The organism is Sphingomonas sp. FG14 (genome assembly GCF_057809675.1).
The window spans coordinates 167,281-185,894 of the sequence record NZ_JBMDKK010000006.1 but is presented as its reverse complement, the minus strand read 5'-3'; the positions used below and the strand labels follow the sequence as shown (position 1 = coordinate 185,894).

Annotated in this window: 22 protein-coding genes; 14 read left to right on the top strand and 8 right to left on the bottom strand. The window is 63.0% G+C overall.

The features are described from left to right. Positions 1 to 6 precede the first annotated feature (6 nt). The gene (locus ACODTA_RS18515) at positions 7 to 597 is read right to left on the bottom strand and encodes an NAD(P)H-dependent oxidoreductase (protein WP_489067456.1); all 591 of its coding nucleotides are present in this window, start codon (positions 595 to 597) and stop codon (positions 7 to 9) included. Continuing rightward, on the bottom strand, positions 594 to 3,278 hold the full coding sequence (locus tag ACODTA_RS18510; RefSeq protein ID WP_489067455.1) for a bifunctional acetate--CoA ligase family protein/GNAT family N-acetyltransferase: 2,685 nt from the start codon (positions 3,276 to 3,278) through the stop codon (positions 594 to 596). The genes ACODTA_RS18515 and ACODTA_RS18510 overlap by 4 nt, the downstream gene beginning before the upstream one ends. A 221-nt stretch (positions 3,279 to 3,499) precedes the next feature. Here ACODTA_RS18510 and ACODTA_RS18505 point away from each other — a divergent pair, with 221 nt between their 5' ends. Next, positions 3,500 to 3,910 carry a response regulator gene (locus tag ACODTA_RS18505; protein ID WP_489067454.1) on the top strand — a complete coding sequence of 137 codons (411 nt, stop codon included), beginning with the start codon at positions 3,500 to 3,502 and terminating at the stop codon, positions 3,908 to 3,910. A gap of 5 nt (positions 3,911 to 3,915) precedes the next feature. Continuing rightward, positions 3,916 to 4,125 (top strand): LuxR C-terminal-related transcriptional regulator, encoded by a 210-nt coding sequence (locus tag ACODTA_RS18500; RefSeq protein WP_489067453.1) that lies wholly within the window; start codon positions 3,916 to 3,918, stop codon positions 4,123 to 4,125. An 86-nt stretch (positions 4,126 to 4,211) separates the two neighbouring features. Here the strand turns inward: ACODTA_RS18500 and ACODTA_RS18495 are convergent, their stop codons facing one another. Further along, positions 4,212 to 4,832: an NUDIX hydrolase gene (locus ACODTA_RS18495; RefSeq protein ID WP_489067452.1), complete on the bottom strand. Its 621-nt coding sequence runs from the start codon at positions 4,830 to 4,832 to the stop codon at positions 4,212 to 4,214. Between ACODTA_RS18495 and ACODTA_RS18490 the strand changes: the two genes are divergently transcribed. The 4 genes from ACODTA_RS18490 (at position 4,831) to ACODTA_RS18475 (ending at position 7,789) form a co-directional block, all read left to right on the top strand. Then, positions 4,831 to 5,964 (top strand): L,D-transpeptidase family protein, encoded by a 1,134-nt coding sequence (locus ACODTA_RS18490; RefSeq protein ID WP_489067451.1) that lies wholly within the window; start codon positions 4,831 to 4,833, stop codon positions 5,962 to 5,964. The two genes, ACODTA_RS18495 and ACODTA_RS18490, sit on opposite strands and share 2 nt — an antisense overlap. Before the next feature lie 34 nt (positions 5,965 to 5,998). Next, positions 5,999 to 6,625 (top strand): NAD(P)H-dependent oxidoreductase, encoded by a 627-nt coding sequence (locus ACODTA_RS18485; protein ID WP_489067450.1) that lies wholly within the window; start codon positions 5,999 to 6,001, stop codon positions 6,623 to 6,625. 117 nt (positions 6,626 to 6,742) lie between these two features. Beyond that, entirely contained in the window at positions 6,743 to 7,186 is a 444-nt protein-coding gene (gene trxC / locus ACODTA_RS18480) for a thioredoxin TrxC (RefSeq protein ID WP_489067449.1), read from the top strand. A gap of 150 nt (positions 7,187 to 7,336) precedes the next feature. Next, positions 7,337 to 7,789 (top strand): pyridoxamine 5'-phosphate oxidase family protein, encoded by a 453-nt coding sequence (locus ACODTA_RS18475; RefSeq protein WP_489067448.1) that lies wholly within the window; start codon positions 7,337 to 7,339, stop codon positions 7,787 to 7,789. A gap of 91 nt (positions 7,790 to 7,880) precedes the next feature. Here ACODTA_RS18475 and ACODTA_RS18470 read toward each other — a convergent pair whose 3' ends face one another. Both ACODTA_RS18470 and ACODTA_RS18465 read right to left on the bottom strand, forming a co-directional pair. Then, complete coding sequence (locus ACODTA_RS18470; RefSeq protein ID WP_489067447.1) at positions 7,881 to 9,215, bottom strand: erythromycin esterase family protein; 1,335 nt, start codon at positions 9,213 to 9,215, stop codon at positions 7,881 to 7,883. Positions 9,216 to 9,310: 95 nt separating this feature from the next. Further along, a complete protein-coding gene (locus tag ACODTA_RS18465) occupies positions 9,311 to 9,748 on the bottom strand; it encodes a baeRF12 domain-containing protein (RefSeq protein WP_489067446.1) in 438 nt (145 codons plus the stop codon). 274 nt (positions 9,749 to 10,022) lie between these two features. Here ACODTA_RS18465 and ACODTA_RS18460 point away from each other — a divergent pair, with 274 nt between their 5' ends. From ACODTA_RS18460 to ACODTA_RS18445, 4 genes are all read left to right on the top strand, one after another. After that, a complete protein-coding gene (locus tag ACODTA_RS18460; protein ID WP_489067445.1) occupies positions 10,023 to 10,547 on the top strand; it encodes a hypothetical protein in 525 nt (174 codons plus the stop codon). Between the two features lie 269 nt (positions 10,548 to 10,816). Then, the gene (locus ACODTA_RS18455; protein WP_489067444.1) at positions 10,817 to 11,482 is read left to right on the top strand and encodes a dienelactone hydrolase family protein; all 666 of its coding nucleotides are present in this window, start codon (positions 10,817 to 10,819) and stop codon (positions 11,480 to 11,482) included. Continuing rightward, positions 11,472 to 12,158: a phosphoribosyltransferase gene (locus ACODTA_RS18450; protein WP_489067443.1), complete on the top strand. Its 687-nt coding sequence runs from the start codon at positions 11,472 to 11,474 to the stop codon at positions 12,156 to 12,158. Before ACODTA_RS18455 ends, ACODTA_RS18450 begins: the two co-directional genes overlap by 11 nt. Beyond that, the gene (locus ACODTA_RS18445; RefSeq protein WP_489067442.1) at positions 12,149 to 12,310 is read left to right on the top strand and encodes a hypothetical protein; all 162 of its coding nucleotides are present in this window, start codon (positions 12,149 to 12,151) and stop codon (positions 12,308 to 12,310) included. Before ACODTA_RS18450 ends, ACODTA_RS18445 begins: the two co-directional genes overlap by 10 nt. A 22-nt stretch (positions 12,311 to 12,332) precedes the next feature. Here the strand turns inward: ACODTA_RS18445 and ACODTA_RS18440 are convergent, their stop codons facing one another. Further along, complete coding sequence (locus ACODTA_RS18440) at positions 12,333 to 12,503, bottom strand: hypothetical protein (RefSeq protein ID WP_489067441.1); 171 nt, start codon at positions 12,501 to 12,503, stop codon at positions 12,333 to 12,335. Between the two features lie 241 nt (positions 12,504 to 12,744). Between ACODTA_RS18440 and ACODTA_RS18435 the strand changes: the two genes are divergently transcribed. From ACODTA_RS18435 to ACODTA_RS18425, 3 genes are all read left to right on the top strand, one after another. Beyond that, a complete protein-coding gene (locus tag ACODTA_RS18435; protein ID WP_489067491.1) occupies positions 12,745 to 13,152 on the top strand; it encodes a low affinity iron permease family protein in 408 nt (135 codons plus the stop codon). Between the two features lie 125 nt (positions 13,153 to 13,277). After that, positions 13,278 to 14,096, top strand: coding sequence for a universal stress protein (locus ACODTA_RS18430; RefSeq protein ID WP_489067440.1), 819 nt, complete (start codon positions 13,278 to 13,280; stop codon positions 14,094 to 14,096). 12 nt (positions 14,097 to 14,108) lie between these two features. Continuing rightward, complete coding sequence (locus ACODTA_RS18425) at positions 14,109 to 14,486, top strand: sortase family protein (protein ID WP_489067439.1); 378 nt, start codon at positions 14,109 to 14,111, stop codon at positions 14,484 to 14,486. A gap of 103 nt (positions 14,487 to 14,589) precedes the next feature. On the opposite strand, the gene ACODTA_RS18420 is transcribed toward ACODTA_RS18425, so the two are convergent. Then, positions 14,590 to 15,555 (bottom strand): 1-phosphofructokinase family hexose kinase, encoded by a 966-nt coding sequence (locus ACODTA_RS18420; RefSeq protein ID WP_489067438.1) that lies wholly within the window; start codon positions 15,553 to 15,555, stop codon positions 14,590 to 14,592. A 1-nt stretch (position 15,556) separates the two neighbouring features. Then, complete coding sequence (ppsA, locus tag ACODTA_RS18415; protein ID WP_489067490.1) at positions 15,557 to 17,986, bottom strand: phosphoenolpyruvate synthase; 2,430 nt, start codon at positions 17,984 to 17,986, stop codon at positions 15,557 to 15,559. Positions 17,987 to 18,184: 198 nt separating this feature from the next. Here ppsA and ACODTA_RS18410 point away from each other — a divergent pair, with 198 nt between their 5' ends. Further along, entirely contained in the window at positions 18,185 to 18,607 is a 423-nt protein-coding gene (locus tag ACODTA_RS18410; protein WP_489067437.1) for a universal stress protein, read from the top strand. Positions 18,608 to 18,614: the final 7 nt, after the last annotated feature.

The following is an 18,614-nucleotide window of genomic DNA, read 5'->3' as shown; positions in this document are numbered from 1 at the left end:
TCATGATCATCCACCGGCAGCGCCGAGATCATGAGCTTCCTGAAGCCAGCAATTGCGGGACTCCGCGTCGGTTTCGACATTTCCGATCAGCATGCGGTCGGTCGGACGGATACCGACGAACCGCAGGATGTTGCGTTCGAGACTGCGAACGCTGTGCGCCCCGTAATAGGCGCGATAGAAGAGCGCCGGCATGCCCATCGTCACCGCCACACAGGCGGTTCGCCCCTTCAGTTTTTTCCTGGGAAACCTGCCTTGAGCCGGATCGAAGGCAAAACCGGGCCGCATCACCTGCTCGAAAAATGCCTTGAGCATGGCCGGCATGTCGCCGAGCCAGAGTGGGTAGACGATGAAGAGGTGGTCGGCCCAGCTGATCGTTTCCTGTGCGTGCGCGATCGCGGGGGGAGGTGGTTCCTCATCCCAGCTTCGGCGATCGCGCAGGATCGGGAAATCCAGTTCCGCGACCGTGATCGTCCGCAATTGATGTCCCGCCGAGATCGCGCCGTCGGCGTAGCTTCTGGCAAGCGCATGGACGAAGCGGCCTGGATCCGGGTCGGGATGACCGTCGATGACCGCCAGCCGGCACGGCGGAATGATCATGAGCCGATCCTTTCCGGTTTGAACGAGCGTCTCACGATCCGGATTGTCGGATCGGCCGGATCCGATTCGATGCTGAAACCCATCTCGCGCTCCATGCGGAGCGCGGCGTCGTGATCCGCGCTTTCAATGGCTTCGACCGTCTCGATCCGTTCGCTCTTCGCGTAGCGCAGAACATATTCGAGAAGAGTCCAGCTGAGGCCCTTGCGCTTCATGTCGGACCTCGTCGCGAGAGCAATCTCGGCATGCGTGCGATCGGGATCGGTGGCGAGCATCGCAGTCGCCAGGATCTCGCGACGCGTTTCGTCGAATGCCAGGAAGCTTATGGTCCGGCGGTAGTCGACATGCGTCATTCTCGACAGGACGTCATGTCCGACATGACTGACGCCGGACAGGAAACGGAAGCGGAGATCTTCGCGGGATACGCGCTCGAAGAAGGCGGCCAGCAACGGCTCGTCGTCCGCCCGCACCGGGCGGACGAAGAAGTTGAACTCGCTCTGCGTCACGAGCTCCGACGCCCATTCCATCGGAGCCGGCCGAATGACCAGGCGCGATCGCGGCAATGGTTCGGTGCTGATCCGGACACGCGCATCGAGCGCGATGACACCATCGGCATCGGCCAGGAGTGGATTGATGTCCAGTTCCAGAATCTCGGGAAGATCGATGGTCATGGCGGACAATGCGTCCAGCACGCTGGCGATCGCGTCGATATCGGCGGACGGAATGTTGCGATAGCCCTTGAGCAGCCTGGCGATACGGGTGCCGCCGATCAGCGTCAGAGACCCCTCATGGTCGAGCGGGGGCAAGGCGATGGCCTTGTCGTCCATCACCTCGACCGCCGTTCCGCCGGCTCCGGCAAGCAACAGCGGCCCGAAGGTCGGGTCGCTGGCGATACCGACGATGATTTCGCGAGCCTGTGGCCTGTCGATCACTTCCTCGACGAGATAGCCCTGTATCCTGGCCTCCGGATGCTCGCTGCGGATGCGGCTCTCCATGGCGCAGGCGGCCGCCGCCACCGCCTTGCGATCGTGAAGATCGAGCGCCACGCCGCCGACATCGGATTTATGGTTGATGTCGGGGGAGACGATCTTCACCGCGAATGGCGCTTTCAGCCAGACGCTCGCTTCATCGACCGTTTCGACCGAGGCCGAAAATCTGGAAGGCACGACCGGCACATCATAGGCGCGAAGCAAGTCAAGCGCTTCCATCGGCGAGAGGAGCGGTCGTTTCTCCGCGCGGGCATTGTCGATGATCCTGCGCGCGGCGGCCTTGTCATGGCGGTGCTCGCGAATGTCGGCGGGCGCATCGGTGAGCATCTGTCGGGCATGCCGGCTGGCAAGGAGATAGCCCAGTCCCCGGACGGCGTCGTCGGGTGTGGTATAGACCGGAATGGAGATCTTCGACATGTCCGCGCGGACGGCGGCTGCGTTCGCATCGCCGAGCCAGCAGGCGATGATCGGCTTGTCGATATGCGCTGCGCGTGCCTTGGCGATCTCGTCGCCGATCGCCGAAGCGATGTCCACGGCTTCGTTGCGCCCCGTCGGACAGTTCATGACGAGAAGTGCGTCGACACCCGGATCGCGGAGCATCGCTGCGACCGCGGCGCGATACCGATCGGGACCCGCATCGCCGATCACGTCCACAGGATTGGCACGCGACCAGGTGGGTGGCAACACGGCGTCGAGGCGTGCGATCGTTGCCGGGCCCAGCGATGCCAATATTGCCTCGCTTGTCGACAGGGCATCGACGGCCAGGATTCCGGCGCCACCGCCATTGGTGACGATTCCGAGCCGATTGCCGCGCGGTTCCCGAACCGTGCAAAGGATCTGGGCTGCGTCGAAAAGCTCCGTCAGCGTATCGACCAGCACGATCCCCGCCCGCTCGAAAGCAGCCTGATAGACGTCGTAGCTGCCGGCAAGTGCGCCTGTGTGCGAAAGCGTCGCCTGCGCCGCCGCGGCGCTCTTGCCGGCCTTGATCGCGATGACCGGTTTCGTGCGTGCGGCCGCGCTTGCAGCCGACATGAATTTGGCAGGGTTGGTGACACCCTCGATATAGAGCAGGATCGCCTTGGTCGCCGGATCGGTCGCATAGAGGTCGATAAGATCGCCAAGATCGACGTCCGCCATGTCGCCAGCCGACGCAATCGCCGAAAAGCCTATTCCGCGCGCATAAGCCCAGTCGAGCACCGCCGTCACGAGCGCGCCGCTTTGCGAGATGAGGGCGAGGTTGCCGGGAAGCGCAGGCGTGCGCGCGAACGTGGCGTCGAGATGGGCATGCGGTGCGATGATGCCAAGGCAATTCGGGCCTACGATGCGAAGCATATGGCGTTTCGCTGCATCGAGCATGGCCTGTTCAAGCCCGCTCGACTTGCCGATACCCGCGGACAGGACAACGGCGCACCGTGTGCCCAGATCACCCAGTTCGGCGATGATGCCCGGCACCGCATCGGCCGGGGTCACGATCACAGCGAGCGAGGGCGCCTGTGGCAGGTCTCCGATCGAGGCCGACCAACGGACTCCGGCGCGCTCGACCCGATGCGGGTTCACGGCGTGGATCTGTCCTTCAAAGGCATTGCCGAGCAGGTTGTCGAGCAAGATCCTGCCGAGGCTGTGCGGACGATCAGATCCACCGATTACGGCAATGCTCTCCGCATGGAGAAGGGGCGAAAGATTGCGAATGGACATGGGAGCCTCGCATTTGGCCGGTTTGGCATTCGTGCTTCGCCCCGAGAATGCGAAATTCCGGGATGTCCAAGCCATCCGTAGATTCCCGAATGCGGGGGAAAAGCGCATCCCGCAGGCGGCTTTGCCGCGGCGTCGCGGGCATCTCTGTTTGTCATGGGATCAATACGTAACGACCTGCCCGAGCCGGTTTGTCATCGATGCGGCGAAGAGGAGGCTGCGGTGTGAACGGCAATGCAGGGCAAGTCACGGCGTCCAGGCGACGTGTGTTTCTAGTCGAGGATGACCCGGGCGTGCGACGTTCCCTGCAGTTGTTGTTGCAGGGGCGGGGGTTCGACGTCTCCGCTTATCCGGCACCGGACTCGATATTGCTCGACGACACCCTCGATCAGGCTGCCTGCCTGGTTGCGGACTATCGTCTCGATGCATCCGACGGAATCATGCTTCTGCGGTCACTTCGCGCGAGGGGATGGCGCGGGCCGGCCATTCTTGTGACAGGCTACGCCACCCCCGAGCTCCGAAGGGCGGCTGAGGAAGCTGGCTTTGGCGCGTTCCTGGAAAAACCCATTCGTGAAAATGCCTTGATCAACACCATTCGTGCGCTGATGGGCATGCACACGGGGATTCGCCCGTGATGGGCATGAGACGTCGGTCGGGCGGGCGCGGTGCCGATGGATCGCTCCTGGATCGCCTGTCGCAACGCGAGCGCGAGATCCTTGACGGCATTTCCCGCGGCTTGACGAACAAAGCCATCGGCCTTGAACTCGGAATCAGTCATCGGACCGTCGAGATCTATCGATCGCGCGCAATCCGCAAACTTGCCCCGACCTTCCCAAAAGATGCTCATTGACTATCCGGTCGCAAGGCCGGTTCGGAACGCGGATCCCGGGATTTCGCATGGCGTGCCTGAAGCATGCGCCGTAGGGAAGTCTGTGATCAGGATACCGCGTCGACGAGCGTCCGAAGCTTGTGCAGCAAGGGGCGCTGGCTTGGCAGGATGGCCGCGTCCGCCTCTTCCAGGGTCATCCAGCGCGCAGCGTCGATTTCAGGGAAAGATTGCCTCCGCCCACTGCCCCGCGGCCATTCCATTTCGAACATGTTGCTCTGCAGGTCGGCCGGATTCAACGCCTGGTTGAGCGCAAAGGCATGCACGATCTTGCCGCCGGACTGGCGGATCTCGCCCAGGGACAGGAAGGATCCGGCGAGTTCGGCGCCGAGCTCCTCCTGCGCTTCCCGGCGCGCTGCATCCTCGATATCCTCCCCGGGTTCGATCAGGCCTTTGGGAATCTGCCAGGCGCCGGTGTCGCGCTTGCTCCAGAGCGGACCTCCGGGATGAACGAGGAGCACCTGAAGCTCGCGATTCCGGGCCCAGCGATACAGTAGAACACCGGCGCTTCTGTGGACCATTCCGCACTCCTGAAGCGATGTATCGAGCCTCGCACGGCGATCCTCCATCTGCAAGTCGGTGTCCCGATCCGGATATTGCGGCGATCTGCGGAAGCGTCCGTACAAACCCGGATAGGCCCGGCTGCCGGATTGAGCGAAATCGGGGACCATGAAGCAGTTCGTCCTTGCGCTCCTTGCCGGGCTCCTGATCGGTTCTGCCGAGCCTCCGCAGTGGAGCAACGCGCAGGTCGGGCAACTCCTCGCCTGGCTAAGGACTTCGCCCAGCGATGGCCTGGCGACGCGCGCGGCCGATATCGCCGATATTGAACGATCGAGGAGTTCCGGCGATCCGGCTGAACTGGATATGCTGGCAACGCGGGCTGCCGAGGGGCTTCTGCTCGACCATATTGGCGGCTGTTGCAATGAGGCGCTACGATCGAACTGGCATATCGAGAACGGCTTTGCGCGGGCCGAGATACCGGCCGCCCTGGCCGCAGCCTTGCGCGCCGACAGGCTCGATTCCCTGTTCGAAAAAATCCGTCCCTCGCATCCATTCTATGCCGCCCTGCGCGCCGCCCTTGCGCAGGAGCAGGATGCACAGCGGCGTGCCATACTCGCCGCAAACCTGGACAGATGGCGCTGGATGCCGAGAAATCTCGGGCCGCGCTACCTGCTGGTGAATGCCGCAGCGTTCGAAGCGACGCTGTGGGAAGAGGGACAGATGCTCGGGCGATGGGAGATCGTGGTGGGAAAGGCGAGGTCTCCGACGCCGGTATTCTCGGCAACCGTCACGGGTGTCATCATCAATCCCTGGTGGGATATTCCGCCATCAATCGCTGGAGAGGGCATTGCCGCCCTCGTCGCCCGCAATCCGGCCGAGGCCGCCCGCCGGGGTTATGTGCGCGAGGCGGGGCGTTACCGGCAGCGCCCCGGTCCGGCGAACGCCCTGGGAAGAATGAAGCTCGTCATGCCAAACGGCTACAACGTCTATCTTCACGACAGCCCCGCCCAGGCGCTGTTCCGGGAAGAGGTCCGCACGTTCAGCCATGGCTGCGTGCGCGTCGGCGACGCGATCGGGCTCGCATCCGCTTTGCTTGGTCCGCCCTGGCGGCGCGAAAGGCTGGACGATCTGGTCTCCGGCGAGGCAACCCGGACGATCGCATTGCCACGGGCGATCCCCGTCTACGTCGCCTATTTTACCGCCGAGCCCGATGAAACGGTAGGGATTCGGTATTTTCCGGATGTCTATCGGAGAGACAAGGGCGCCAACGCGCCGGCACCCGACGGCCGGTGCACGCGGTAGATGCGAACATCGGTATGATCGAAAGGACTCGAGCATGACAGACAAAGTTCGGCATGTCGCCATTCTTGCCCATCCGGATCCCGGAAGCTTCAATGCGGCGATCGCGCGGACCTATATCGAGACGGTGCAGGCTTGCGGCCAGGCGGTGGTCCTGCGCGATCTCTATGGCCTGGGCTTCGATCCGGTGCTGAAGAATTGCGAGCGGCCCGACCGTCGCGATTTCTCGGTATCGGCGGATGTGCGCGAGGAGCTGGCGATAATCGATGGTGCCGACATGTACACGGTCATTCATCCGATCTGGTTCGCAATGCCGCCTGCCATGTTGGTAGGCTATGTCGATCGGGTTCTCGGTTCGGGGGTTACCGCCGCGCAGGTACAGGCGGGCGAGGCACAGGGCGTCCTGCGGGCGAAGCACCTCCTCGTCGTCACGACGTCGGGCGCGTCGCAGGAATGGCTGGGAGACCAAGGCCAGATGGAGGCGCTCAAGACGGTGATGACACGCTACCTCTTCAAGGCGTTCGGCGCGCAACGCGCCGATTATCTTCATTTTGGCGGCGTCGTGGACGGATATCCGCGCGACCAGGCCGATCTTTGTCTGCGCGATGTCGCGGATCGTACCCGAAGGCTATGCCGCTTGCTTGCCGAGGAGCGAGGCGGTTGACGGACCACGCTCGCGCCGCAGAAGCGCCAGGCGGCGCGGCTCCATTTGGCCGCATCTTCGTTCTTGGCAAGGGGCCGTGTTATCGCGCGGTAACCCGAACATGGGAACGCTGAAGTCATGCAGGATGCTCAGATCGTGATCTGCCCGCACTGCGCGACGGCCAATCGGGTGCCGGATGCGCGGATCCGGGAGCAGCCGCAATGCGGCAAATGCGGCGAAGCGCTGTTTCTCGGCAAGCCGACCGCGCTCGATGCCAGCGGGTTCGATCGTCTCATGCGTATCGGCACCTTGCCCGTGCTTGTCGACTTCTGGGCGAGTTGGTGCGGGCCGTGCAGGACGATGGCGCCGCATTTCGAGACAGCAGCCGCCCGGCTTGAGCCGATGGTCCGGTTGGCCAAGGTCGACACCGAGGCCGAGCAGGCATTGGCAGGGCGACATCGTGTCCAATCCATTCCGACACTGATCCTTTTCGAAAAGGGGCGGGAATTGGCCCGACGGTCGGGCGTCATGGACAGTTCCGGCCTGGTCCGATGGGTGCAGGATCTGTTGGCACGGCGCTGACGATTAGCCCGCGCTTGTACTGCGATCACGCGACGACGCCACTGCGTACGACGCTTTCGCCACCTTGGTATCTCTACTTAGCGTGCCCGGCCCGGATATGTGCGACGCGAAAACTTCGCCGGCGAGAACGCCGGATGAAGGAGGTCGAAGATGGATGACGCCATGCGAGAGAAAATCCTGGGGCTGCTGGACGAGCACCGGATCATGACGATTGCGACGCTGCGTCCCGATGGTTGGCCGCAAGCAACGACGGTCGGATATGTGAACGACGGGATGAAACTCTATTTCCTTTGCGGACTCGAGAGTCAAAAGGCTGCCAATATCGCGCTCGACGATCGCGTGTCCCTCACCATCGATCATGATACATCGGACTTGGCCGGGATCACGGGACTGTCGATGGGCGCGCGGGCCAAAGCCGTGACTGACCGAGACAAGGCATCACGGATCCTGCAGATGCTCCCGGCGAAATACCCGGAACAAACCAGTCTGCCGGTCGCGATGCCGCAAGCTGGGGATGTCTCTATCTTCGAAATCGTGCCGGTTGTGATCTCTGTGCTCGACTATGCGAAAGGCTTCGGACACACCGATCTCGTCACCTGCTGAGCGCGCATGCGTCGAGCGGGAGCGTTTCGATCCGATCGCCGTTCAGGCACTCGATCTTGAGCGCGAGCGCGACCGCCGATGCCGGCAAGGTTCAAAGCCCGAAGGGGTAGAGTTCCGGCGCGCCGCGTGGATGCTCGGGACCGAGCGGTGAAACGGGCGTGGTTTCCTCGAACCATATGAGGGCGTCGAACTGTTCCGCGAGCACTGCCTGGAAATAATGGCTGAGGAGTTCGGTCTCGGGCCGATAGACAACACCGATCGCGCGTTCGAGGAGCGGTTCGCGCAGCAGTGGCACAAGTGAGCGACGATCGGTGGAGCGCCATTCGACCAGCGAGCGGGCGATCCCCGCTCTGCGGAAGGCGTGCTCCCAGCTGTCCGATCGTGCGGGACGGATGGTCTTGATCTCCATGTCGCCGTCCCAGGCGCTTGCCGCCGCGACGCGCCCGCGGTCGGTTCCGAATCCGATCAGCACCGCTTCGTCGCCATATGCCATGCGGCATAGTTCGCCGACGTTGAACTCTCCCCGCCATCCCATTGCCGTGGCGGCGGCATTGCCGATGTGCGAATTATGAGCCCAGACGACCGCCCTGGCGCTCTCTCCCCGGTGCGCAAGCAATGTCTGGAGCGTTTCGAACATGTGGCGATCGCGCAGATTCCAGCTTGCTGCCGAGCCCTCGTAGATGGCTCGGTAATAATGCTCGGCAGTGCGCACGATGCGCGCATTTTGCGCTGCGTCGAACCACGATTCGCCATCTTCTCGAATATAGACCAGGCGCTTGAGCAGCAGCTCACGGAGCTGCGCCACGACCGCCGGCTCGCATCCATGATGCGAGCCGTGAAGGACTGCTCGTCCATATTGCGCCGGATCGTCTTGCCAAGGCAGGAGGCACCCATAGCGATGCCTCGCGCGCGCCGCAGCGTCAGGATCGATCTGGTCCAGATAGGTGAGCACGGCATGGATCGACTCGTTCAAACTGTAGACGTCGAGGCCATGGAAGGAGGCGCGCTCGGCCGGGGGCAGTCTGGCATTGTGGCCATGCAACCAGTCGATGAATTCGAGAACTTCGATGTTTCGCCACATCCAGGTCGGAAATCGGGCGAACGCATTGCCGCGACGTGGACGTGGTGCATTGTGGCGGACATAGTCGTCGATCCGGGCTGCATCGGGCCAATCCGCTTCCACAGCGACGATGGTGAAGCCGTGACGCTCGATCAGCCGGCGCGTGATCGCCGCCCTGGCCCTGTAGAATTCGGAGGTGCCATGCGTCGCTTCGCCGAGCAGGACGACCCGAGCGTCGGCGAAACGATCGAACATCGCGCCAAATGTCTCGAAATCGGCGGGGGGCGGCAAAAGTTCGGCAGCCGCCCGCAGCGCTTCAGTCACCGTCTTGGAGGCCTCATGATTCCGCGATTGCACATCGCTCATCGCACCGATCCTCTCTCATTCCTGCCAGGGAGATGGTATTGCATTTCCGGGCCGCGCTTCGCCGTGGTCGCGCAAGGGACAAAAAACCTGGTCGCTCATCGCAAGTCCCTGATATGCTCGGCCAGCGCTTGGGGAGCGAGCGACGTCAGGTCCTTGACGATTTCATGGACCAGAGGATGCGGTCGGCGGCGCATGACATGCTTGCGGAGCACGCCCATGACCCGTGGTGGCGCAATCAGGATCAATGCCGGCGCGTCCGCGGCGGCGGTGATCGCGTCTTCGAGAGCCGCTTCACAAAAGGCGTCGCCGCGACGACGATGGGTATCGGTGCTTTCATAGGCACTGCGTTCGCGACCGATGGCCTGAAAGGCACGTCCGGGCTGAGTCTCGCTGAGAATGTGCGTGCGCGGATTGAACAGCCGGCGTTCATCGATGGTGTCGAGATCGATCGCGCATTCACGCCCGCGATTTCGCAACAGGCGCGTGTGCCCGCCATCAATGGCGAGAATATAAGCTCCATGAGGCACGAGCATATCACCTGACCCCTTGTCTGCTTCAGGATGGTTGCAATCCTGGACAGGCCGTGGGGATCTTCCAATTCGGGAAAACCCTGAGATGCGGTGTCTGGCCGTCGGGAGGGTGAGCTGGTGAGGCGGATGGCTGGTAACGACTGCGCTCCCTTGCGGGGCGGCAATCGCGATACTCGAACTGTAAGGTGAAGGCTTCGGAATATTACGAATGTTCGATCTGCAAGGCGTCTGCTCTGCTTTGCGGCGCTGTTCATGAGTCCTGCAGGGAGGCCGGGCAATGGCAATCTCAAATGCAGAAATCGCGCAGCTGCTCGACCAGACGGGAGAATTGCTCGAGATTCGAGGCGAGAATCCGTTTCGCGTACGTGGGTATCGCCGCGCGGCGCGGGCAATCCGTGAACAAGCGAGAGATGTTTCTGACATGGTCGCGTCCGGCAATGAACCCTTTGTCCTCCAGGGTATCGGCAAGGATCTCACAGGTAAGATCGAAGAAATCGCGTCGACCGGGCGTTTCTCCCTGCTCGAGGAACTCAAGCGCGACTTGCCTGGCGACCTCGCCGATATCGCTTTGCTGCCAGGCATAGGAACCAAGCGGCTGAAGCTGCTGCAGGAGCGGTTTGACGTGCGTTCGCTCGAAGACTTGCGCGCATGCGTCGAGGCCGGTCGACTGCGCGAGATCAAGGGATTCGGCGGTCATTTCGAGGCGAAGCTTTGCGCCGCGCTCGAAAAACAGGCCATGTCCCGAAAGCTGCGCCGCGCCGGCGTCGAAAGGCGAGGGTACCGCTCGACCGAGCAGCGGTGAAGGCCGATACGGGCACCGATGTCTGCCCGATGCGACGCACAAATCTGCGGCTCGGTGCGGGCGACTGCGGCATGGGATCGCGGGCTGGAACATCCTTATATGGAACGGCCAATGGTCTGCCGTTTCCGATCGCTCATATCGACAGTTGCGCCATTTACCGAGGAGGGGTGCAGGCCGGCGCTCTCAGTAGTCTTACCAAGTGCGCGGGATGTCGGGAACGTCGATCCTCCTGCTCGCCGGCCTGTCGGCAGGTCGGGTGGAGGTGAACGATGACGGCGGCAACAGCCCAACAGCGACCGGTCCTGATTCATCCTGAAGGTTTGAAGGGCTTCCTGGGTGTGCCGCCGGCTCCGCTTGGCGTCGTGATCTTCGCGCACGGCAGCGGCAGCGGCCGGTTGAGCCCCCGCAATCAATATGTCGCCTCCGGTCTTCGCGATGCGGGTCTCGCCACGCTGCTCGTCGATCTGCTGACCCCCTTTGAAGAAGGGGACCGCGCAACTGTCTTCGATATCGATCTGCTCGCGGAAAGATTGCTGCGCGCCACCGACTGGCTCGGGACACACAGCGAGCTTGCCGATTTGCCGATCGGATATTTCGGCGCGAGCACCGGCGGAGGAGCGGCTTTGCGTGCGGCGGCTGACCAACCGGCCAGAATTGCCGCAATCGTGTCACGCGGAGGGCGACCGGATCTTGCGGGGGCAGCCGCGCTTGCACGTGTTCGCGCGCCGACCCAGCTCATCGTCGGAAGCCTCGACACGCTGGTGATGCGGCTCAATCGCGCGGCGATGGATCACATGCGCTGTGTCCACGAGATGATCGTCGTGCGTGGTGCGGGGCACCTGTTCGAGGAAGCTGGCGCGCTCGATGCGGTGATCGTTCATGCCCGTCACTGGTTTCAAAGGCATCTGGGAGATGGAGGGTCTGATGTTGGATGAACCGATCTTCAGAAATCGCGCGGAGGCTGGCCGTCGGCTCGGTGCCGTGCTCGCCCGCTTCAAGAGCGAGAGGCCGTTGATCCTGGCATTGCCGCGTGGCGGCGTGCCCGTCGGATATGAGGTCGCACGCGCGCTCCACGCCGAACTCGATGTGCTCGTCGTTCGCAAGCTCGGCGCTCCGGGCCATGAGGAGTTCGGGATAGGGGCGGTGGTCGATGGGCCCGAACCGCAGATCATCCTGAATGATGAAGCGGTGCGGATAATCGCTCCAGGCTCCGATTATGTGCGTGCAGAAGCGGCTCGACAGATCGCCGAGATCGAGCGTCGGCGACACGCCTATCTCGGGGATCGGGCACCGACGCCGGTAAACGGCAGGACGGTCATAGTGGTCGATGATGGAATCGCGACGGGAGGGACGATCAGGGCGGCATTGCTGAGCGTCCGCCGGAATGACCCGGGCCGCCTGGTTCTCGCGGTACCGGTCGCATCCGCCGAGAGTCTTGTCGTTCTTCGTCGCGAATGCGACGAGGTTGTATGTCTGGCGACGCCCACGCCATTTCATGCCGTCGGCGCGCATTACGCCGACTTCACCCAGACCAGCGATACGGAAGTGGTTGCGCTTCTGTCGCTTGCGCGGCAGTCCGCAGGCGCTCCCGCCCAGGCGAGATGGCCGTGACCGGGCGGCATGTCGATGAACGGGTGTCGCGCGAAGCCGGTCCGGTCGCGATCATGGTGATGGCGCTGTGGCTTGCCGCTTTCCTTGCCGGCGTGGCGATCATCCTCGCCCGAGACTTCTGGGTGTTCGTTATCGCGCTTCTTCAACCCTGACCGGATCGGTTCGAGTTGCGGGTCATGTGCCGGCCGGCTGGCCGGCCGGCCGATCGCTCGTGTCGAGCTTAGTAAGCTGCCGGGTTGCCTCCGTGAGCAGTGTTTCGATCGTCGAGCGCCTTTCCGGATCTGTCTCAACCGCCAGGAGCTCACGAAAATGAGCGACATTCCGGGTCAGGATGAAGCGATCCATCGTAACGACTCATCTGGATTGAAAGCGGCAGGTTAGGCCGCGCGAAGGCCGGGTCGCTCGGGGAAATCCCGTAGTGCGGCGACAGGTCCGGAACCCGCACGTTCCGAGCCTCCGGGAATCTACCGATATGACAGGGTCGATGTGCGATCTAGTTCGTCGTCTGGCGGCGCGGCTTCACGGTTTCGGTCAGGAGTCGGCACTTCGCCTCGCGCTCGCCAGACTGTTGAGGGGAGTGCCGGGCTTGGACAGGATCTTCACGCGGATCGCAGGACGCGTCGCCGGCCTCGCTGGCCAGCCCTTGGCCTTTATCGCAGCCATAAGCTTGGTTTTCGGCTGGATACTGACCGGACCGATCTTTCAATATTCGGATAGCTGGCAGCTCGTGGTGAACACCGCGACGACCATCATCACCTTCCTGATGGTGTTCCTGATCCAGAATTCGCAAAATCGTGACGCCGCGGCGATGCAGGCCAAGCTCGATGAGATCATCCGGGCCATGACCGACGCGCGCAATGAATTTGTCGGTATCGAGCATCGTACCGACCAGGAGATCGAGCGGATCCGCGCCGAACTCGAGCAGGAATGCGATGATGCGTCCGTTCAGGCAGGCGCGGCGGCGAGCGTGACGCGGCTGAGCCGAAGATATTGATGTCCCGCTGCGTGATGTGCCGCCTGTCCGGCACGGCCTGCCACCCGGGACGCGGCGTCTAAGGGAATCTCCTAGATGCGCCAAGTCCCGTTCGTCGCCCTTATGCGGGCAAAGGAGACGATCCGATGATCAAGGATATCCTGGCCGTCATCGAGGCGCCCGTCGAGGGTGAGCCGATCGTGAGGGCGGCTGTCGCGCTGGCGGAGTCATGGCGCGCGCATCTTGAGATCGCGGTGCTGACCCCGGGACCGGTGGCAATGCCCGCACTGGCGCCGTTCGGTGCGCTCTATCTTCCAGAACCCGCGCTTGAGCAGAATTCGCGCCTGAATGTCGAGGCGGTGAAGATGTTCACGACCCAAGCCGCCTGCCCGGTTTCCGTGTTCGGCCTTCATGACGACGTCGCCTGGCTTGCCGGCGATGTTCGGCGCAGCCGCCAACTGGCCGATCTCATCATGGTCGGGCCAGCTTCGACCTGGACGCTGGCTTGGCTGCGCCGACGGGTCCTGGAAACGATGATCCTTTCCGCCGGTACCCCGATCCTCATCCTTCCGCCCGAAAGCCGGCTCACGCGGATTAGGCGCGCCGTCATCGGTTGGAAGGCGGGTGCGGAGGTAAATCGGGCCGTGCATGACCTTGTCGGCATGATCGAGCCGGGCGCACGCGTGGATATCGTGACGGTCTGCCAGGACGCCGCCGGGGATGAGCGTGCACTGGCCGAAGTGAAGCGGCATTTGATGCGGCACGGCCTGATGGTGGACATCAACCGGGTCACCGGTTCGGCATTGCGCGATTCAGAGGCGCTGCAGGACTATGCGCTTCAGGTCGGGGCAGATCTTCTGGCTGTCGGGGGCTTCGCGCATTCGCGGGTACGCGAGGTCGTGCTTGGCGGTGTCACGCGCGATCTCGTCGACGATGCGCGAATTCCCGTTCTGCTGTCGCACTGAAAGGAACCATCGATGACCTGGCACATGATCCGCCTGGATCTGGCTCGCACCAAGTCGGAGCCTTCGGGCTCGCACGCGCGATGCTATCTCCTTCGCCTGCCGCTCGACGAGAACGGCTTCGTCGATCCACTCGCATTGCGCGCCGAGCCGGCGCGCGCGACGGTGTTGCGCTCATTGCCTGACGAACCCGACCGTGCCGGCCATGTCGGTCATCGGGACGATCAATGGATCTTCACTTATGAGCCGGGCGAGGATGAGGATGAAGCGGTCTTCCACCTTGAGACCCACCGGCTTCAGCCTGGCGATTATCTGACGGTCAGCACATCGGATGGTGAGCCGCTTTGCTTCGAGGTCGCGTCCTGCGAGACCGACGCATCTGTCGTTTCGTGAAGGCGGCCGCTTGCGATCTTTGATGCTTGGAGGCTTCTGCGCAGAAAAGTCGAGGGACAATAGCGGATGATCCAGGCAATCCGATCCATAGTCTGATTCGAAGTCACATTCCGGTGGGATCGCGAAGATTGTCCAGCCTGACTGGAGCCGGAACCCGTTCAACGAGACGTTCGACCTCCGCGCGTCGCGCAAGAGCCGTGCCCCGAGCCGTGAGCGCAGCTGCCCCTGCCGCAACGCCGAAGCGCACGGCCTCGACAAGCGTGTCTCCGCGGGACAGCTTGAGCGTCACGCCCGCCAGCATCGAATCCCCTGCGCCGACGGTGCTGCGAATCTCTACGCTGGGCGTTTCGAAGCGATATGCGGACTTGGAGGTGACGAGCAGCGCGCCGTTTCCGCCGAGAGAAACAAGTACGGAGCGTGCGAAGCCGCGCGACTGCAATGTTCTCGCGGCATCGATTTGCGCGACCTCGTCAGGCAGGCTGCGTCCGACCGCTGCTTCCAGTTCCTTTAGGCTGGGTTTGATCAGATACGCATCGAGCACATCGCACTTGGAGAATGCGGCTCCCGAACTGTCGAGGATCAGTGCGATCCCGCAGGCACGACACAGCCTGCCAAGCAGCGCGTAGAAATGGTCCGGTACCCCGGGAGGGAGGCTGCCGCTCGTCACGAGCCAACGCGGCCGCGGGGTGATGTCGGCAACGCGGTTGAGGCAGGCGACATAGTCGTTTTCGGTGAGCGTTGGACCAGGCAGGACGAAGCGGTATTGGCGGCCGGTGCTCGTTTCATCGACAGTGAAGCTCTCGCGCGTGGTGCCCGTGATCATGATCCGGCTGATGGAAACTTCTGCGTCCCCAAGCAATTGGACCAGTCGCTCCCCGACCGTCCCGCCCGCTGGAAAAACGGCGGTCGCCGATCCCCCCAGGGTGTGGATCGCACGGGCGACGTTGATGCCGCCGCCGCCGGGATCCAGGATAGGCGTGCCGCAACGAAGCTTGTGGCCAGAAACGAGTTCAGGCGTCTCCGTCGTGATGTCCAGCGCCGGATTCATGGTGAGCGTTGCAATGGGCATCCTAATGTTTCCGCTTTCTCGCCTGCTCGGCTTTCGCGACATGCTCGAGCGTTCCAGCGAAGCTGTCCGGGTTCAGGGAGATTGAATCGATCTCCTGCTGCACGAGGAAGCGGGCGAACGCGGGATCGTTGCTCGGCGCCTCGCCGCAAATGCCGATTTGGATGCCCGCGGCGTGGGCGCGCCGGATCACGTCGGCAATCATGGTCGTGACGGCTGCATCATTCTCGTCGAACAGGGAGGCAAGCTGCGCGGAATCCCGATCGACACCGAGCAGGAGCTGTGTGAGGTCGTTCGATCCGATCGAAAAACCGTCGAACAGCGTCGCGAATTCTTCGGCACGGATGATGTTCGATGGAATTTCGCACATCATGTAGAGTTGCAGCCCGGCATCGCCGCGCACCAGCCCGTTCAGGGCAAGCTCGGCGATCACGCGCCGTGCTTCGTCGGGCGTTCGGCAGAATGGGACCATGACGATGACGTTATCGAGCCCGATCGTCTCTCGCGCGCGCTTGATTGCCCGACATTCGAGCGCGAAACCGTCCTTGTAGCGCGCGTCATAATAGCGTGAGGCGCCACGGAAACCGAGCATCGGATTTTCTTCGTGAGGTTCGAAATCCGCGCCGCCGATCAGCGCTGCATATTCGTTGGTCTTGAAATCGCTCAGCCGCACGATCGCAGGATGCGGGTAAAAGGTCGCCGCGATGCGTGCGATGCCAAGTGAAAGCATGTCGACGAAATAGTCGGCGGGATTGGCATAAGGCTGTGTCAGCCGCGCGATCCGATCGCGTTCGCGCGGATCGTTCACAAGCTCGGGGTGGGCCAGCGCCATCGGATGTATCCTGATCAGGCTGCCGATGATGAATTCCATGCGTGCGAGTCCCACGCCCTTGGCCGGCAATCGCCACCATGCAAAGGCGCTGTCGGGTTCCGCGAGATTGACCATCATTTTTGTGCGCGCTGGCGGCAGGGCATCGAGCGCGATCTCGTCGCAATGATGGGCGAGCCGCCCCTCGAAGACACGCCCCTGCTCGCCTTGCGAGCAATCGAGCGTCACCCACATTCCATTGACGAGCCGCCGCGTTCCGTCGCCCGTCCCGACTATGGCCGGCACCCCGAGCTCGCGGCTGACGATCGCGGCATGACTTGTCGAACCGCCATGGTCGGTCACGATGCCTGCCGCGCGTCGCATCAGGGGAACCCAGTCCGGATCGGTGCGCTCGGTGACCAGGATTGCGCCGTCGGGGAAGATCGCGACATCGCCCGCGTCCCTCACCAGCCGCACGGGACCCGCGGCTATGGATTGCCCGACCGATGCGCCTGTCACGAGAACGGAGCCTGCGCTGTCCAGCCGCCAGCGCTTGAGGGTATCGGCCGGGGATCGCGCATGGACCGTCTCGGGTCGCGCCTGAACAAGAAAAACTTCGCCGGTTTCGCCATCCTTGGCCCACTCCATGTCCATTGGGCGCCCATAATGTTCCTCGACACACAGCGCCCATCGGGCAAGCTGGAGGACTTCAGGGTCGCTGAGCACGAGAGCGCTGCGCTCCGCCCCGGACGTCCTGGTGCTTCGGGTTCCGCCAGGAAGCCGGTAAAGCATCTTGCTGGCCTTTCGGCCGCATCTGCGCTCGATGATCGGGCTGATGCCGGGCCTGTCCAACAGCGGTTTGAATACCCGATACAGGTCGGGATCAACGCTTCCCTTGACCACCGCTTCGCCCAGTCCCCAGCTCGCGCTGATCGTCACCACATTGGGAAAACCGGTATCAGGATCGAGTGTGAACATGACGCCGGCGGCGCCCAGATCGGAACGGACCATTCGTTGCACGCCGATCGAAAGTGCGACGGCTCCGTGGTCGAAGCCCTTGGCCTCGCGATAAGCGATCGCGCGGTCCGTGAACAAGGATGCGTAGCAGGCGCGGCATGCATCCAGAAGCGCCTCCTCGCCCCGAATGTTGAGGAAGCTTTCCTGTTGTCCGGCGAAGCTCGCATCAGGCAGGTCTTCAGCCGTGGCGCTCGAGCGGACCGCTACGGCCGCCTTATTGCCTCCGCCCGTGCGTCCGAGCGCCCGATATGCCTGTCGGATCGCCGAGATCACCGGAGGCGGAAGCGGGGCGGAGCCGATCGCCCTGCGAATGGCCGCACCGGTTTCGCCCAGCGTCAAGTCTCCGGCGCGGTAGCGCATGAGCGTGGCTTTCAGTGTCTCATCAAGCCGGCCTTGCCCGATCAGCAGGCGATATGCCTCGGCGGTGACTGCAAAGCCATCGGGCACGCGCACGCCCCGGGATGCGAGATGCCGGATCATTTCGCCGAGAGAGGCATTCTTGCCGCCCACATCGGCCAGGTCGCCGATGCCGATCTGTTTCAAATCGAGCACCAGTGGCCGCGAGACGGCCTCTGCGGGGCTTTGCGGACCTGCTCGGTCGGCGGGCATGTTTCGGGTCATCCGGTCAGCATGACGGAGCTCACCAGCAAAGCGATACGGGATTGTCCCAATCCCGGCTGTTCGAGCCTTCGAATAAATCGGTCCGACGGCGCATAGGTATGTTCCCCAAGCGCGACGTCGCATGCGGGTTTCTAGACTTGAAATCGGCCAGTGCGGTCGAGGCGCCGAGAGATAGGGAAGGCCGATATGTACCGAAGCATTCTTGTCCCGGTCGATCTCAATGAAGCATCTTCCTGGGCGAAGGCGATTCCCGCCGCGGTTTCGCTGTGCCAGTGCTTCAAGGCTTCGCTTACGCTCTGTACGGTTGTTCCAGATGGACGGCTGATGCTTGATGCACAATGGTCGCCGATTGGGTTCGACGAACTGCTGGAAAAGGTTCGCGCGCGTCTCAACAGCCTTGGCGATACCATCCAGGGTGCCGGCCCGATCAGACGGCACGTCGAAACCGGCTCGATCTATGCGGGAATCCTCGACATCGCCTCACGCATCGGCGCGGACCTGATCGTGCTCGCGGCACACCGGCCGGCAATGAAGGATTATCTCCTGGGAACCAACGCCGCGCGTGTCGTCCGCCATGCGCGCTGTTCGGTCCTTGTCGTGCGCGACTGAGGCGCCG

Coding starts and splice junctions, on each gene's coding strand:
- ACODTA_RS18515 (WP_489067456.1), bottom strand. CDS start 597: ATGATCATTCCGCCGTGCCGGCTGGCGGTCATCGACGGTCATCCCGAC.
- ACODTA_RS18510 (WP_489067455.1), bottom strand. CDS start 3,278: ATGTCCATTCGCAATCTTTCGCCCCTTCTCCATGCGGAGAGCATTGCC.
- ACODTA_RS18485 (WP_489067450.1), top strand. CDS start 5,999: ATGACAGACAAAGTTCGGCATGTCGCCATTCTTGCCCATCCGGATCCC.
- ACODTA_RS18410 (WP_489067437.1), top strand. CDS start 18,185: ATGTACCGAAGCATTCTTGTCCCGGTCGATCTCAATGAAGCATCTTCC.
- ppsA (WP_489067490.1), bottom strand. CDS start 17,986: ATGCCCGCCGACCGAGCAGGTCCGCAAAGCCCCGCAGAGGCCGTCTCG.
- ACODTA_RS18425 (WP_489067439.1), top strand. CDS start 14,109: ATGACCTGGCACATGATCCGCCTGGATCTGGCTCGCACCAAGTCGGAG.
- ACODTA_RS18490 (WP_489067451.1), top strand. CDS start 4,831: ATGAAGCAGTTCGTCCTTGCGCTCCTTGCCGGGCTCCTGATCGGTTCT.
- ACODTA_RS18440 (WP_489067441.1), bottom strand. CDS start 12,503: ATGGATCGCTTCATCCTGACCCGGAATGTCGCTCATTTTCGTGAGCTC.
- trxC (WP_489067449.1), top strand. CDS start 6,743: ATGCAGGATGCTCAGATCGTGATCTGCCCGCACTGCGCGACGGCCAAT.
- ACODTA_RS18470 (WP_489067447.1), bottom strand. CDS start 9,215: ATGAGCGATGTGCAATCGCGGAATCATGAGGCCTCCAAGACGGTGACT.
- ACODTA_RS18460 (WP_489067445.1), top strand. CDS start 10,023: ATGGCAATCTCAAATGCAGAAATCGCGCAGCTGCTCGACCAGACGGGA.
- ACODTA_RS18455 (WP_489067444.1), top strand. CDS start 10,817: ATGACGGCGGCAACAGCCCAACAGCGACCGGTCCTGATTCATCCTGAA.
- ACODTA_RS18465 (WP_489067446.1), bottom strand. CDS start 9,748: ATGCTCGTGCCTCATGGAGCTTATATTCTCGCCATTGATGGCGGGCAC.
- ACODTA_RS18500 (WP_489067453.1), top strand. CDS start 3,916: ATGAGACGTCGGTCGGGCGGGCGCGGTGCCGATGGATCGCTCCTGGAT.
- ACODTA_RS18430 (WP_489067440.1), top strand. CDS start 13,278: ATGATCAAGGATATCCTGGCCGTCATCGAGGCGCCCGTCGAGGGTGAG.
- ACODTA_RS18495 (WP_489067452.1), bottom strand. CDS start 4,832: ATGGTCCCCGATTTCGCTCAATCCGGCAGCCGGGCCTATCCGGGTTTG.
- ACODTA_RS18450 (WP_489067443.1), top strand. CDS start 11,472: ATGTTGGATGAACCGATCTTCAGAAATCGCGCGGAGGCTGGCCGTCGG.
- ACODTA_RS18475 (WP_489067448.1), top strand. CDS start 7,337: ATGGATGACGCCATGCGAGAGAAAATCCTGGGGCTGCTGGACGAGCAC.
- ACODTA_RS18420 (WP_489067438.1), bottom strand. CDS start 15,555: ATGCCCATTGCAACGCTCACCATGAATCCGGCGCTGGACATCACGACG.
- ACODTA_RS18445 (WP_489067442.1), top strand. CDS start 12,149: ATGGCCGTGACCGGGCGGCATGTCGATGAACGGGTGTCGCGCGAAGCC.